Below are 14,710 nucleotides of genomic sequence, written 5' to 3' on the forward strand. Positions count from 1 at the left end.
AAAAATCAAAAAGTTTCATCACGAAGTCGATACAGGACTTTTTTTCTTTTTAGACGCTTTCGTTACAACTTCATCCATCCGTTGTCGATCTCTTTCTAAAATAGTTTTCAAGTACTTCCCTGTATACGAGTCTTTCGATGCAGCAATTTTCTCAGGTGTACCTACCGCAATAATTGTTCCACCTTTGTCTCCACCTTCTGGCCCTAGATCAATCATGTAATCCGCTGTTTTAATGACATCTAAATTATGCTCAATTACTAATACACTATCTCCGTTATCTACTAAACGTTGAAGTACTACTAGCAATCTTGCGATATCGTCTACATGTAGACCTGTAGTCGGTTCATCCAAGATATAAAATGACTTCCCATTAGAACGCTTGTGTAATTCAGAAGCTAGCTTTACACGCTGCGCTTCCCCACCAGAGAGGGTAGTTGCTGGTTGTCCTAATTCCATATATCCAAGCCCTACATCTACAATTGTTTGTAGTTTACGGCTGATTTTCGGATGATTTTCGAAAAAGGCCAGCCCATCCTCTGCAGTCATTTTAAGTATATCAGCAATATTTTTACCTTTGTATTGTACTTCTAATGTTTCACGGTTGTATCGTTTGCCATGACAGATTTCACATGGGACATATACATCTGGAAGGAAATGCATTTCAATTTTTATAATGCCATCCCCACGACATGCCTCACAACGCCCGCCTTTAACATTAAAGCTAAATCTTCCTTTTTTATATCCTCTTACTTTTGCTTCATTCGTTGATGCAAAAAGATCACGCATATCATCAAAAACTCCTGTATAAGTAGCTGGGTTGGACCGTGGAGTACGGCCAATCGGAGACTGGTCTATATCAATTACCTTTTCCAACATGTCGATACCTTCCATGCTTTTATGTGCTCCGGGCTTCACTTTGGAACGATTTAGTTTTTGTGCTAGTGATTTATATAATATTTCATTTACTAATGTACTTTTACCAGACCCTGAAACTCCTGTAACAGCTGTAAATACTCCTAACGGAACATCTACATTTACATTTTTCAAGTTGTTTTCTGAAGCACCCTTTATTTTGATAAAGCGACCATCTGGCTTTCTTCTTTCTACTGGAAGAGGAATAAACTTTTGCCCACTTAAATATTGACCGGTTAAAGACTTTTTGTTTTTCATCACTTGCTCTGGAGTTCCTGCAGCGATTATCTCTCCGCCATGCACTCCTGCACCAGGGCCCACGTCTATTAAGTAGTCCGCTGCCATCATTGTGTCCTCATCATGCTCTACAACTATTAAGGTGTTCCCAATATCTCGCATGTTTTTTAATGTTTCGATTAGTCGATCATTATCTCGCTGATGTAACCCGATAGACGGTTCATCCAAAATGTATAACACACCTGTCAATCTCGATCCAATTTGGGTTGCCAAGCGAATACGTTGCGCTTCCCCACCTGACAAAGTTCCCGAAGCACGGTTTAATGTTAAATAATCTAGTCCAACATTCTCTAGAAACCCTAGACGTTCATTAATTTCTCTCAGCACAAGGCGAGCAATTTGCATATCTTTTTCGGATAAACTTAACTCATTGAAAAACTTATTTGCTTCTTCAATGGAATATTTCGTAATTTCCCCAATATGAAGAGAATTTATCTTCACTGCAAGTGTTTCTTCTTTTAGACGATAGCCATTACATGTAGGACAATTATGTTGCTCCATATATTTTTCCATTTGCTCACGAATATAATCGGAGGACGTATCCTTATATCTACGCTCAATATTAGCAAGAACACCTTCAAATGTAATCAAGTTATCTCGAACTTGTCCAAATTCATTTTCATAGCGGAAACGAATATTATCATTCCCTGAACCATACATAATTTTGTTCCATTGATCGATCGGTAATTTTTCAACCGGAACATTCATTTTTATTTTGTAATGCTTACATACTGCCTCTAAGAGCTTTGGATAATACTGGGAGCTTGTTGGCTGCCATGCGACAATAGCTCCGTCTGCGAGTGTGACACTTTTGTCGGGAACAACTAAATCGGGATCCACCTCTAACTTCGTACCAAGTCCATCACAATCTGTACACGCACCAAATGGACTATTAAAAGAAAACATTCGTGGCTCTAATTCCCCGATAGAAAATCCACATATTGGACAGGCATGATGCTCACTAAATAGAACTTCTTCATGCTCCATAACATCTATTAAAACTCTACCATCTGCAAGTCTTAGTGCTGACTCTATGGAATCACTAAGTCTTGCAGCAACTCCTTCTTTCATTATAATTCGGTCGATTACAACCTCAATATTATGTTTTTTATTTTTATCTAGATTGATATCATCATCTAAATCAATTAACTCTCCATCGATGCGTACACGAACGAAGCCCTCTTTTTTCATCTCTTCCAAGAGCTTTACATGCGTTCCTTTACGTCCTGAAACAATAGGCGCTAGTACTTGCATCTTTGTTTTTTCTGGATATTCACTTAAGCGATCTACCATTTGTTCAATCGTTTGAGATGAAATTTCAATACCATGATTGGGACATATTGGTTTTCCAACTCGTGCATACAATAGTCGCATATAGTCATAAATTTCGGTCACGGTTGCAACTGTAGATCGTGGGTTTTTACTCGTCGTTTTTTGATCGATGGAAATAGCTGGTGATAGTCCCTCAATGACATCTACATCTGGCTTATCCATTTGCCCTAAAAATTGTCGTGCATAGGCAGATAATGACTCTACATAGCGTCTTTGTCCTTCAGCGTAGATTGTATCAAAAGCTAAAGAAGACTTGCCTGAGCCTGAAAGACCAGTCATGACCACGAGCTTATCTCTTGGTATCTTCAAACTTACATTTTTTAAATTATGTGCACGTGCACCTTGAATCACGATTTCTTGATTTTTCAACACCTATCACCCTTCCAGCTTCAGTTCCAAAATTGTGTCACGTAGTTCTGCAGCCCGTTCAAAGTTAAGAGCTTTGGCTGCATCTTTCATTTCTTTTTCTAAATTTTCTAGAAGTGTTGCTTTTTCCTGTTTCGTTAATGGTTTTCCACTTATTAAGCGCTGTGCATACGTTTCTTCCTCTTCAGCAACCTGTGAAGCACGTATCACTTCTCTTATTTTCTTTTGAATCGTTTTTGGTGTTATTCCGTGTTTCTCGTTGTATTCCATTTGAATTGTCCGGCGACGTTTCGTTTCATCTATAGCTTTTCGCATGGAGTCCGTCATTTTATCCGCATACATAACTACTTCCCCATTGGAATTTCGCGCAGCACGGCCAATAGTCTGAATCAATGAACGCTCGGAACGTAAAAACCCTTCTTTATCTGCATCTAATATGGCCACTAATGACACTTCAGGTATATCTATACCTTCTCGTAACAAGTTAATTCCTATTAATACATCGTAGGTACCTAAACGGAGCTCACGAATAATTTCAGTACGTTCCAAGGTTTTTACTTCTGAATGTAAATACTGTACCTTTATACCGATTTCTTTTAAGTAGTCCGTTAAATCCTCCGACATTTTTTTCGTTAGCGTCGTGATTAAAACACGTTCATTTTTGGCAGCTCTTTCATGTATTTCATTGATCAAATCATCTATTTGCCCTTCAATAGGCTTCACTGTAATGACGGGATCCAATAGACCAGTTGGACGAATAATTTGCTCCACCATTTCCGGTGTATGCTCCAGCTCATAAGGACCAGGTGTTGCTGAAACAAATATAGCTTGGTTTATATGTTTTTCATACTCATTGAATGTTAGAGGACGATTATCTAGTGCAGATGGCAATCGGAAACCATAATTTACGAGCACTGATTTTCTAGCTTGGTCACCATTATACATTCCTCTCACTTGAGGTAATGAAACGTGGCTTTCATCCACTACGAGTAAAAAATCCTCTGGAAAATAATCAAGTAATGTATAAGGAACTGCTCCAGCCTCTCTTAAGGTTAAATGACGAGAGTAGTTTTCAATCCCTGAGCAAAAGCCCATCTCTTCCATCATTTCTAAATCATATCTCGTACGTTGCTCCAATCGTTGAGCTTCTAATAACTTATCCTCGCTTCTTAAATACGCAAGCTGCTCTTCTAATTCTTTTTCAATATTTGCTAAGGCTAGCTTCAACTTTTCTTCACGAGTAACGAAGTGGGAAGCTGGAAATATTGCGACATGATCACGTTCACCTAAAATTTCTCCAGTAAGTGCATTAACCTCACGAATACGATCAATTTCATCCCCGAAGAATTCTACTCGCAGACATTTTTCATCGCGTGAAGCAGGAAAAATTTCTACTACATCACCACGAACACGGAACTTTCCACGCACGAAGTTCAAATCGTTTCGTTCATACTGAATGTCGACGAGTTTTCGTAATAACTGATTGCGTTCAATTTCCATTCCCGTTCTTAGTGATACGACCATCTCTTTGTATTCTTCTGGATTTCCTAACCCATAGATACAAGATACTGAAGCGATAATAATGACATCTTTTCTTTCGAATAAAGAGGACGTAGCAGAATGTCGTAACTTGTCTATTTCCTCGTTGATACTTGAATCCTTTTCTATAAATGTATCGGTTTGTGGAACGTATGCTTCCGGTTGAAAATAATCATAATAACTAACGAAATACTCCACAGCATTATTTGGGAAGAATTCTTTAAACTCGCTATATAATTGTCCAGCAAGTGTTTTGTTATGCGCCATTACTAGCGTCGGTTTGTTTGTTTGCTGAATCACGTTTGAAATCGTATATGTTTTACCTGTACCTGTTGCACCAAGTAAGGTCTGATATCTTTTTCCCGCATTAACGCCTTCCACTAGTTCTTTTATTGCTTCTACTTGATCTCCCGCTGGCTCATACGGAGCTTGTAAATCAAAAATTTGTTCCATACAAAAGCCTCCCATTTTCTGAATAATTTCAGTTTAACACACTCTTTTTTTGATTCCTACTAAAACGAACATACGTTTTTTATATATAACAAAAAGCCACTGATACCAGTGGCTTTGGATTTTTCTATTGTTTGTCTCCGTTAAAATAAATACACTAAATACTAACTAGTTATAAAAAGGTTTAATCAATTTCTTCTCATTAACTTGTTGCTACAGATTTAGTCATTATAACTTAGCACATTTATTGTGTTTAATATAAAAAAACCACTCCAATGGAAGTGGTTTCTTTATCATTGTTCGATTATTTTGGACTGTTTAGCTGATGAAGTGCAGTTGAATACTCCATAAATGCAGCCCTATCTTTCTGATCTAGTGCCTCGTCTATCAATGATAAGAGACGCTTACTACTTTGTTCCCGGTGGATAATGTTCAAAAACATATCAAGATATATTTCGTTTAACAAATTTTCGGCAGAGCTTTCTTTCCCCGTTTGACCCATTGCTTTCAAGAAATCTGCATATGAATATTGTTTGTCCATCTCCATCACCCCGATGTCTTTTTTCTATTATATAAAAGCAACGAGATACTTGCAATCATTTTGAGAAAATTACAACTATACAGTAAAAAGGGAATATTTTAAAAATCCGTTATATATGCTTGATTTATTTCCAAAATTAACTATAATTGAGGTACATAATACAAAGGAGTGGATTTTTATGTCGAATAAAGTAGAAGAACAATCTTTTTTCATTTCATTTGAAACCGCTGTACTTCAACCTATTGTAGTGAATAATACAATATTTACGAAAGTGACTAACTTTTCAGGTGAGTCAAATATAATAGGTAAAAAGCCTTTTGATATTGTTCGTCACTCTTGTTCTTTCTATGGCTCTTCTTTCCAGCATACAGTTCGATTATCAAGGGATGCAATTGGAAATTATTTAAAGCTACCGATTCTTATAGCTCATGACTTCGGAAATCCGTGTATATTGATACCAATACTCTCTCCTAAATCGGATTTGAATGTTTGGTTCTCTTTTAGAGCAATAGAATCATTTTATCCTTCCGAAGATGGTTGTGTGGTCGTTTTAACAAATGGTCAAAAAATAACTGTTCCTTCCTCTCCACAAACAATAAGTAGGCAGGTTGGATTTGCTAATATACTAAATATGCATTTACTAAAACGGATGAGTTATCTGATAAATACTGGTTACATCACTAGAACTCCACAATTTCAAAAAGACTCACAGTACTAACGAAGTTTTTCTACTACTGCCAAATATATAGAGAGTAGTTCTTCGACTCTGTTGCGGAGACGAACGTTTAGGTAACGACGATGTTCTTCATAACCTCCATGAAAAAATACATACTCTGTGAACATATCATCGCCTTCTCCCCGAAGAACTTTCATACTGTGACGCTTCATATACATATGCGTCTGTTTTAATTCTTTCTGAACTTGCTTTCCTGCTTCTTCCACTAAAACGATATACGGGCGCTTTAATTTAAATGGAGCCTTTTCAAAAATAGTTCGATCTTTTTCTAAAATAGTCAAGACCATTGGAAGATAGATCATGTTTTCAAAATATGGGATTGCCTCTTCCGGTATTAATGGCATAACTACTCCTCCTCTTTAAAGAACATATGTTCCTTTTATTGTACTACTTTTATCGGAAAATGCAATAATCGGCCCGTGGAAAATAGAGGAATTTATTTAGGCTTACAAAAGTAAGCTTTGTTGAAGTATGAGTACCAGCTTCTACTCTTACGATTTCTAATTCTTAGAAAAAAAAAGAACAACCACCATTCTTTAAAAAATGGCAGTTGTTCTTAACTTATTATATCCATAGCCCAACTACGGGCTTCTAAATAATATTTGTTTAACGTAGCGTGATCGACACCGATAGCCTCTGCACCCGCTATTATGTCATCCCATCTCACTTCATCACAAGCTACGGAAAGCTCTAAATAAGGAGTCATATCAGTACGTTTCCCGGAAAGCGTTTCTACTACCTCATCCGTAAGTGGAAGTTCTTGAAGTAAATGATTCATCTCCTGATGCAGTAATGTATCGATTAAGGAAAACATTCCTACTAAAAGATATTCAGAGGAGTTTTGCAAAAATTGCTTTTTAGCCAATAGCTCACAAAGCTTTGCCCGGAATAAGGATGCTTCAATAAGAGCCATTCCATCTCCATTAGAATTTACTTTCGACTCTCTTAACATTAATACATATAACCAATGATTCAATTCTTCTAGCCCCAACATCACTACCGCTTGTTTAATGGAACGAATTTTAGATTTTTTTCTAGCGGCTGGTGAGTTAATAATTTTCAAAACTTTGAAGGAGAGTGACACATCACGCTCGATTTCCTCAGCTATTTGTTCAATAGAAGAAGAATGGTTGCTAAGCAAGCTAATAATTCGAAAATATTGCGCCATATTAACAGGGATGTCAGTCCCTTTAATAATCTCTGGTTTGGCAAAAAAGTAACCTTGAAATAATCCGTATCCAGCCTCTTTTGCATCATAAAATTCCTCGCGTGTCTCAACTTTTTCAGCTAAAAGTACAATATGAGGATAATTTTTCTTCACAATTTTTTCAATAACTTGCCTCTCAGAAGGTTTGCTCAAAATAAAATCAACTTTGATAAAATTAACTAAACTAAATAACTCATCATATAAATTTATATTTTTATGTAAAATAAAATCATCTAAAGCAAGTAAAAAACCTAACTTTTTAATGTATTTAAGCTTCTGGATTAAAGATGGTGTGATTGGAATATCTTCTAATACTTCCACAACTATGCGTTTAGGCGGAATTTTATTAAATACTGTATTGTCTAATAAATTTTCCGTAAAATTAATAAAACACAATTTTTCTCCCACAAGGTTATTTATGCCTATCGTCAAAAATGAATGAGTTAATACCTCTAAAGTTGCCAAATCCCCATCTATATCAGGAAAAGAATTAATACCACTATCACGATACAATAATTCGAAGGCAAAAATATGCTCATTTTTTGTAAAGATAGGCTGTCTCGCCACAAAAATATCCATACAAACTCCTCAAATCCATAAATATTCAATATGTCTATTGTAGCAAATCTTTCCAATAAAATCGATTTATTTTCTACTTATTTCCTGTGGATGACAGAAAACTTAGAACATGATATGTTTGATAATGGGGAAGAAAGTCGAAAGGGGAGAAATATTAATGGAATCCATCCGTTATACACAACAGGGGAATTTAGCATATGTCACTTTAAACAGACCTGACGCATTAAATGCATTTAACTATGAGATGCTACGTAAACTTGGAGATATTACAGAGTCTATTCGCATTAATCCGGATATTCGTGTTGTTATTTTCACAGGTGCAGGAGAAAAGTCGTTTAGTGTTGGTGCAGACTTAAAGGAACGAAGAACATTAACTGATCAACAAGTTAAACGTAATATATACAAAATTGGAGAATTATTTACTGCAATTGAAAACCTTCCACAGCCAACAATAGCTATGCTAAATGGCTATGCTTTTGGGGGCGGAACAGAATTAGCACTTGCCTGTGATTTTAGAATTGCCTCAAATGATATTCAACTTGGTTTAACTGAGACAAGTTTGGCCATAATCCCAGGAGCCGGTGGAACACAACGTCTCCCAAGACTTATCGGAGAATCGAAAGCATTAGAACTAATTTTAACTGCTAAAAGACTAAATGCAGAAGAAGCACTGTCGTATGGGTTAGTAACCAAGGTAACAACGAGAGAAGCACTGGAGGAAGAAACAGTAACTTTTGCAACACTGATGCTTGCAAATGGACCGATTGCATTACAACAAGCTAAGTTTGCGGTAAAACACGGGATGAATGTAGATCTACAAACTGGTCTAAGTATTGAAAGAAAAGCATATGAAGTCACTATACCTACAGAGGATCGATTAGAAGCACTGCAAGCCTTTGTAGAAAAAAGAAAGCCTGTTTTTAAAGGAAATTAATTTATCCATAGTTTACAAAGGCAGGTTAAGAATTTTTTTGATTTCTTTGATACTCGGACTAAAACTTGGTATACTGAAGGCATAAAATAGATACAATATAAAAACCGCTTAGATGTGCAACCATCTAAGCGGCAAAATAGAATGATTCCCTGCAAGGGGAATGGCACGACAGACAAAAGTAATCCAACCGAGCGCTAACTCATAGGTGGATTACTTTTTCCGTGTCATTGAAAAGCTAAGCGTAATAAGAGCTACAAGTAGCGAAGAAAAACTAATCATTATTACAAGCGATTCGAAAACAGTCAAAAGCAACACCCCCTTTCTGTCTATAATTTAGTGACAGAAAGAATAAAAAAAGTGCCAACCACCCATGAGTTTATCAATCTATTTCCTCTATTATACCACACACACGTTCTATAACGTCAGAATTAACAGACATATTAGTAATTAAAATTCCCCATTATCAGCAAGCATATCCTTTAAGTACATTCTTATCAAAAAAGGATAGATAATCTGCTTGAAAGCGCAGTTATCTATCCTTTTTTAATTATTTTTTCAGCTCATTCTCTTTCGAAGCGACTTCGTTTATATCTTTGAATTCAGGTTCTTCACCGAATTCAGTTCCATATTGAAGGTTGCGAGAACTTTGTCTACTTGTTTCAACTACTTCTTCATCATCCGTTCGAAATAAAAGTGGAATGCAGATTAAGCCACTTATGCCAACCAATGCATAGATCACTTTAGAAAATAGTGCAGTCTGCCCTCCGAAAATAGAAGCGACTAAATCGAATTCGAAAAAGCCGATCAATCCCCAGTTAATTGCACCAATTATAACGAGGGCTAAAGCAAGCCGATGTATGAATCCCATTGATTAACTCCTCCTTCATTAGTTGTATGAATGATAGCGACGATATGGGATAACATATCGTAAACAACTAAGATTCGCTCTTATCTTTTACCATAAGTAACGAATCATACATGAAGAGAAATTCCATTAAAATTTTGTTCTAATACATAATAAGAGCTGCAAAATTAGGCGACTGTTTTTATTTTATCCTTTTTCATAAATTCCATTTTTGTTTCTGAAATAAGAATAGCTAATAGTATAAGCAATGCGCCGATAATCATTCTGCTCGTCATAATCTCACTCAGGATGATAACGGAAAAGACCATGCCCCAAAAAGATTCAGTAGCTAAAATAATTGCAGCCTTTGTTTCTGTTATGTATTTTTGAGCCACTGTTTGCATTAAAAAAGCAATGGTTGTGGAGAAGATTCCTAAGTACAACAAATTAATCATACCCTCTGTTTCCATAGAAAAGCTTGTCTCTCCTCTAAATAACACGACAATACAACCAATTACTGCCGCAGTAACCATTTGAACAATAGTTAGCACAACAGGATCTTCCGTCTTAACAAACTTAGCAGTGTAAAAAATATGAAAAGCAAATCCTACCGCACACCCTAAAGTCAATATATCCCCTACATTCACGTCAGAAGATAATTTTAAAGATAATACAGCAATACCAACAATAGCGAGAACTGCACCTGTTAGTTCGTACATATCTATTTTTCTTTTATATAGAAGAAATCCTATAAAAGGTACGATAACCACATTCACAGCCGTTAAAAAAGCATTTTTTGATGGTGTTGTGAATTGCAAACCAACTGTTTGAAGAGCAAAAGCTATGTATAAAAATATCCCTAATAATGATCCTTTAATCAGCGTACTTTTCTTCAGTTTATTTAGCTTCTTAAAAAATATAAGACTTAATATAACAGCTCCGATTAAAAACCTACCAGCTAAAATCTGATAAGGCGTATAATGTTCCAACGCCACTGCACTTGCCACAAACCCACTACCCCAAATAATCGCAGTAAAAACTAACAATATTTCTCCAATATATTTAAACATTTTTTCCACCAACCTTTTTTCACTAGAACTAGTATATCGCAAAAATTCAAAAAAAAGCGCCTTCTTCTACAAAATTTCTATTGTAGTAGAAGTCGCTTTAATAATTAGGAAATACTTTCTTGTAGACTTTGTTTTACTCGTTGTCTTATCTCTTTCTTTTGAAGTAAGCGTACAAAAATATTATTAGCAAGAAGGGACAGTATGATAAAGCCTACTCCTATAATTTCAAAGGAAGTTATATGATTTCCTTGAGCACTCGAAATAACAAGCGTCGTCACAGGAACAAAATTAATGAACAACAAACCATTTAAAGGTGATAGAATACTCACTCCAACATTCCATCCAACTAAAGCAATAACTCCTGGAAAGATAATCATGAATAATAGATGTGGACTAACTGTTTGAATCGTATCTATTGTCGGTACGGAGACGTAACCTACCATTGTTGCTACCCCTACAATGACTGCTGCAGAAATCGTTCCTAGCAAACAGCTTAATGTCGAGTATCGAAGGACAGACCACCCTCTAAATTTGTCTCCACCCATCGTATACACAACCCAACCAACTACAGCGATTAATATTAATAACGATGGAATTATATTATTTGTTGCAGAAAGAAAAGCTCCTATATTCCCTTTAGTAATAACAAGTATTGCTCCAACGAAAGAAACAACAACACATAATAATGTAAAAGAATAAGGGCGGCGTCTATAAAATAACCAAACGATAATAATAGAAATCATCGGCATCAATGATTCCATAATAGACGCAACCATAACACCTGGCTCTCCTAGTAAATCCTCACCCCAGAAAATAAGTAAATTATAAATGGTAAATGCCATTGTGCCGAAAAACCATAAAAGCGTTCCTTTCCCCTCCATACGAAACGCCTTTGGTCCTTCCTTCCATAATAAAAGAACGACTAAAATAATGGAAACTGCTCCATAACGAAAAATAGTAAAATAAAATGGATCGATATAAGTAAAAGCATGATGTGCTACCGGAAACATCGCTCCCCATGACACACTTGCGATAAAACATAAAAAAGCACCTAAAAAAATATTGTTTTTCATAAATAAGTAATCTCCTTCTTTTATTCCCTTATTCATTAAACGTCAAGTAGACCCATCATGTAAAATGAATATTTTTGATGCTAGATATCATTTTTAGTGATACCATAAAAATAGATAAGGGAGAGATTGCAAGATGGAGTTAAAAGATTTAGAAATATTTCAACACGTTGCTCAAAAAGGAACCATCACAGAGGTTGCGAAAGAACTAAACTATGTTCAGTCAAATATTACTGCACGTATAAAAAAGCTTGAAACAGAGCTAAACACACCATTATTTAATCGACATAATAGAGGAATGAGCTTAACTCCTGAAGGAAAGAAGCTATTAGTATATTGCGAGCAAATTCTATCGCTAACCAATGAAATGAAAAAAGTAGTTCAAAATAAAGACCAACCATCTGGAAAATTAGAAATTGGAACAGTCGAAACTGTTATAAAACTACCAACCATTTTATCTACCTTTACTAAAAAGTATAAGGAAGTAGACCTTTCTCTTTTCTCGGGTGTCACAGAAAAGCTACAGGAGGACGTATTAAATCATCGATTGGACGGAGCTTTTGTCACAGAAACCACTCCCCACCCAGAACTTGTCTCCCATGATGTTTTTCAAGAGGAACTTGTTCTCATATCCAATAAAGATACAACATCCTTGGAGCAACTAAAAAATGAACCCTTTCTATGTTTTAGCAAAGGATGTGGATATAGAGCAAGATTAGAAGCTTGGTATAAAGATGAAAATATAGTTCCTAAAAAAGTAATGGAGTTCGGAACGTTAGAAACAATATTAAGTAGTGTCGTCGCAGGTTTAGGCATCACCTTTATCCCCAAATCAGCAGTTTCACATTTAGAAGCACGTGGACTTATCCAATGTCATTTATTACCTACCAAATATAGTGAAATTAAAACCGTATTTATAAGACGTTCAAATACGTATTTAACAACTACAGTCGAAAGATTTATCGAAACTATTGATTTGAGTAATGGAGAATCCTCTGAGCTATTACAGTTTTAGATAACGGTAGAATTTCTTAAGATAAGTTCAAACTAAAAAACGAAGCGTCATCTCTAGAGATGACGCTTTTTATATAGAGAATATAGCTTATAATGCAAAATCAGAGCCTGCTATTATTTCATCGGATGACTTAAGGAGCAAATCTTTCATAACAAAAGGACCACATTTTTTATTGTACGTATACACAATTTGATACCCAATATGATATCCGATCCACTTCGGAAACGGTGTGTTAGTTTGACCAAATAAGTATAGCTGATGATTTCTAACTCCCTTTATCTGCAAGCCAGGAGTAAAATGCCTTTTCCATATTTCTCTTGCTTCCTCCAAACTATACATATTTGTCCAAGGTGCTGTCCATTTTTTACCATAGAGTTGTTTTACCGCAAACTCACCCAGCCCTTCAATAATAATCGAATCATCTAAGGTGATGGCCGCTGGAGGAGAATCTACAAATTGTAATCTACATACATGATTGTACTCATGCGCTACTAATGCTTTCACCTCTTCTCTTGTAAGATCGGGGGATACGAAAAGAAAAAGCACCTTTTTATAAGCGATGCCGTTTTTACGGGGAAAATCCTTTGTACGCCGTGTGCTTGCTTTTTTAATCGGGAAAATATAAATCGAAACCTTCGGGCCATTCCATAATTCACGCAAGTATTTATATTCTTGCTTCACGATATCCCAAACATTTTTGTCTTCTAATTCTCGCACGATTTTCTTTACAGACTTCCATTCAGTCGGTTCAAATAAACCACTTTTTAAAAGTTCATATTGTATGACCTCAGAATTTATATCCGGGAAAAACTTCATAACTGAATCGCATATAATCTCTCGCTGTAAAGTCTCCACCCCTCGCCCATCTTGTTCTTCACTTCTTTCTGCGAACGTAAAGAGCATATTTCTCGTTTCTTTGACCGACATGAATCCTCTCCTTTTTTGTCTTATAGCATATGTTTTTAATTCTTTTTAGCTACAGGGTATAGACAAGTGTCTCTAGCAAGTCCTCATTGCCAACATAGACTAATAGAACATACTTGTATGTAGTCTTGTAGAGAGGAGGTCTATAGATGAATCAAAATGAATTATATAATCTCTGTTGTAGATATCATGGAAAAAGGGTAAGAATCACAGATAGAGAAGGTCGCGTACATGTTGGAGAAGTTACAAGAGTTAATAGAAATATGGTCTGGATTCGACCTGATGAGGATCTTGGTGGTTATGGTCTAGGATTTTTCGGCTTTGGAGGATTTGGCTTTGGCTTCGGTATTGCTCTAGGTGCAATTACCGGTATCGCACTAGCTTCCGCATTTTTCTGGTAATAAGAAAATCGCAAACGCCCTTTAAGATCTACAACCTGTTTCTATTGTTTTCGGAAAGCTCCGGACAGACTTATTACTATATTATCACCGACTAATTTTTGGAGATGCTGGTCATGACTAACGTCACGACTAGCATCTCTCTTCTCGGTAATCTTATGGCCTTTGTCTGTCCGTCGCCCTCCTACAACTTTTCGAAACAGGTTCCAAACATTTTTGGGAAGAAGGGAAGAAACTATTTCCTACACATAGTTGAAGCGCCCGAAGATAATTTCGGTCTCACCTCTCCTTCTTTATTGAGTATACACTTACTATTTCTTTGTATGTCTACTACAATAAAAATAATTCTACTCCCTTAATCGCTCATTAACTGATAGATAAATGACATTAAAATCATATGAATGCTAGATGAAGGGCTACATTTATATACTTATATCCTGTAAAAATGCGCAAAAGTCGACCAGAGTTTAGAAAAATAATCGATTCTATCTCAACG

General features: G+C 36.0%; 14 protein-coding genes. 4 read left to right on the top strand and 10 right to left on the bottom strand.

Annotated features, from left to right (window positions below):
• Nucleotides 1-18: 18 nt before the first annotated feature.
• The 3 genes from uvrA to KD050_RS05255 form a co-directional block, all read right to left on the bottom strand.
• On the bottom strand, nt 19-2,910 hold the full coding sequence (uvrA, locus tag KD050_RS05245) for an excinuclease ABC subunit UvrA (protein WP_211895178.1): 2,892 nt from the start codon (nt 2,908-2,910) through the stop codon (nt 19-21).
• A gap of 6 nt (nt 2,911-2,916) precedes the next feature.
• Nucleotides 2,917-4,899 (bottom strand): excinuclease ABC subunit UvrB, encoded by a 1,983-nt coding sequence (gene uvrB / locus KD050_RS05250; RefSeq protein ID WP_211895179.1) that lies wholly within the window; start codon nt 4,897-4,899, stop codon nt 2,917-2,919.
• A gap of 301 nt (nt 4,900-5,200) precedes the next feature.
• Nucleotides 5,201-5,437, bottom strand: coding sequence for an IDEAL domain-containing protein (locus KD050_RS05255; RefSeq protein ID WP_211895180.1), 237 nt, complete (start codon nt 5,435-5,437; stop codon nt 5,201-5,203).
• A gap of 178 nt (nt 5,438-5,615) precedes the next feature.
• Here KD050_RS05255 and KD050_RS05260 point away from each other — a divergent pair, with 178 nt between their 5' ends.
• Entirely contained in the window at nt 5,616-6,155 is a 540-nt protein-coding gene (locus KD050_RS05260) for a competence protein ComK (RefSeq protein ID WP_211895181.1), read from the top strand.
• On the opposite strand, the gene KD050_RS05265 is transcribed toward KD050_RS05260, so the two are convergent.
• Together KD050_RS05265 and KD050_RS05270 are read right to left on the bottom strand one after the other, a co-directional pair.
• Nucleotides 6,152-6,517, bottom strand: coding sequence for a YhjD family protein (locus tag KD050_RS05265; RefSeq protein WP_093495024.1), 366 nt, complete (start codon nt 6,515-6,517; stop codon nt 6,152-6,154). The two genes, KD050_RS05260 and KD050_RS05265, sit on opposite strands and share 4 nt — an antisense overlap.
• 212 nt (nt 6,518-6,729) lie before the next feature.
• Nucleotides 6,730-7,959, bottom strand: coding sequence for an EAL and HDOD domain-containing protein (locus KD050_RS05270; protein WP_211895182.1), 1,230 nt, complete (start codon nt 7,957-7,959; stop codon nt 6,730-6,732).
• A 157-nt stretch (nt 7,960-8,116) separates the two neighbouring features.
• Between KD050_RS05270 and KD050_RS05275 the strand changes: the two genes are divergently transcribed.
• A complete protein-coding gene (locus tag KD050_RS05275) occupies nt 8,117-8,893 on the top strand; it encodes an enoyl-CoA hydratase-related protein (protein ID WP_211895183.1) in 777 nt (258 codons plus the stop codon).
• 210 nt (nt 8,894-9,103) lie between these two features.
• Here KD050_RS05275 and KD050_RS21495 read toward each other — a convergent pair whose 3' ends face one another.
• The 4 genes from KD050_RS21495 to KD050_RS05290 form a co-directional block, all read right to left on the bottom strand.
• Nucleotides 9,104-9,208, bottom strand: coding sequence for a putative holin-like toxin (locus tag KD050_RS21495; protein WP_370627182.1), 105 nt, complete (start codon nt 9,206-9,208; stop codon nt 9,104-9,106).
• 232 nt (nt 9,209-9,440) lie between these two features.
• Nucleotides 9,441-9,761 carry a DUF378 domain-containing protein gene (locus KD050_RS05280; RefSeq protein ID WP_211895184.1) on the bottom strand — a complete coding sequence of 107 codons (321 nt, stop codon included), beginning with the start codon at nt 9,759-9,761 and terminating at the stop codon, nt 9,441-9,443.
• Nucleotides 9,762-9,925: 164 nt separating this feature from the next.
• Nucleotides 9,926-10,807: a DMT family transporter gene (locus KD050_RS05285; RefSeq protein WP_211895185.1), complete on the bottom strand. Its 882-nt coding sequence runs from the start codon at nt 10,805-10,807 to the stop codon at nt 9,926-9,928.
• 104 nt (nt 10,808-10,911) lie between these two features.
• Nucleotides 10,912-11,880: a DMT family transporter gene (locus KD050_RS05290; protein WP_211895186.1), complete on the bottom strand. Its 969-nt coding sequence runs from the start codon at nt 11,878-11,880 to the stop codon at nt 10,912-10,914.
• Between the two features lie 133 nt (nt 11,881-12,013).
• Here KD050_RS05290 and KD050_RS05295 point away from each other — a divergent pair, with 133 nt between their 5' ends.
• Nucleotides 12,014-12,892, top strand: coding sequence for a LysR family transcriptional regulator (locus KD050_RS05295; RefSeq protein ID WP_211895187.1), 879 nt, complete (start codon nt 12,014-12,016; stop codon nt 12,890-12,892).
• 87 nt (nt 12,893-12,979) lie between these two features.
• Here KD050_RS05295 and KD050_RS05300 read toward each other — a convergent pair whose 3' ends face one another.
• Nucleotides 12,980-13,819, bottom strand: coding sequence for a DUF2268 domain-containing putative Zn-dependent protease (locus tag KD050_RS05300; protein ID WP_211895188.1), 840 nt, complete (start codon nt 13,817-13,819; stop codon nt 12,980-12,982).
• Between the two features lie 146 nt (nt 13,820-13,965).
• On the opposite strand from KD050_RS05300, the gene KD050_RS05305 reads away from it, so the two are divergent.
• Nucleotides 13,966-14,217, top strand: coding sequence for a hypothetical protein (locus KD050_RS05305; RefSeq protein ID WP_211895189.1), 252 nt, complete (start codon nt 13,966-13,968; stop codon nt 14,215-14,217).
• Nucleotides 14,218-14,710 lie beyond the last annotated feature (493 nt).

The sequence above is a fragment of the Psychrobacillus sp. INOP01 genome (assembly GCF_018140925.1).
In the GTDB taxonomy this organism is placed as follows: domain Bacteria; phylum Bacillota; class Bacilli; order Bacillales_A; family Planococcaceae; genus Psychrobacillus.

Bases quoted from the DNA above. Each gene is read 5' to 3' on its own strand.
- KD050_RS05255 (WP_211895180.1), bottom strand. From the start codon at position 5,437: ATGGACAAACAATATTCATATGCAGATTTCTTGAAAGCAATGGGTCAA.
- KD050_RS05265 (WP_093495024.1), bottom strand. From the start codon at position 6,517: ATGCCATTAATACCGGAAGAGGCAATCCCATATTTTGAAAACATGATC.
- KD050_RS05260 (WP_211895181.1), top strand. From the start codon at position 5,616: ATGTCGAATAAAGTAGAAGAACAATCTTTTTTCATTTCATTTGAAACC.
- KD050_RS05285 (WP_211895185.1), bottom strand. From the start codon at position 10,807: ATGTTTAAATATATTGGAGAAATATTGTTAGTTTTTACTGCGATTATT.
- KD050_RS05295 (WP_211895187.1), top strand. From the start codon at position 12,014: ATGGAGTTAAAAGATTTAGAAATATTTCAACACGTTGCTCAAAAAGGA.
- KD050_RS05300 (WP_211895188.1), bottom strand. From the start codon at position 13,819: ATGTCGGTCAAAGAAACGAGAAATATGCTCTTTACGTTCGCAGAAAGA.
- uvrB (WP_211895179.1), bottom strand. From the start codon at position 4,899: ATGGAACAAATTTTTGATTTACAAGCTCCGTATGAGCCAGCGGGAGAT.
- KD050_RS05280 (WP_211895184.1), bottom strand. From the start codon at position 9,761: ATGGGATTCATACATCGGCTTGCTTTAGCCCTCGTTATAATTGGTGCA.
- KD050_RS05270 (WP_211895182.1), bottom strand. From the start codon at position 7,959: ATGGATATTTTTGTGGCGAGACAGCCTATCTTTACAAAAAATGAGCAT.
- KD050_RS05305 (WP_211895189.1), top strand. From the start codon at position 13,966: ATGAATCAAAATGAATTATATAATCTCTGTTGTAGATATCATGGAAAA.
- KD050_RS05275 (WP_211895183.1), top strand. From the start codon at position 8,117: ATGGAATCCATCCGTTATACACAACAGGGGAATTTAGCATATGTCACT.
- KD050_RS05290 (WP_211895186.1), bottom strand. From the start codon at position 11,880: ATGAAAAACAATATTTTTTTAGGTGCTTTTTTATGTTTTATCGCAAGT.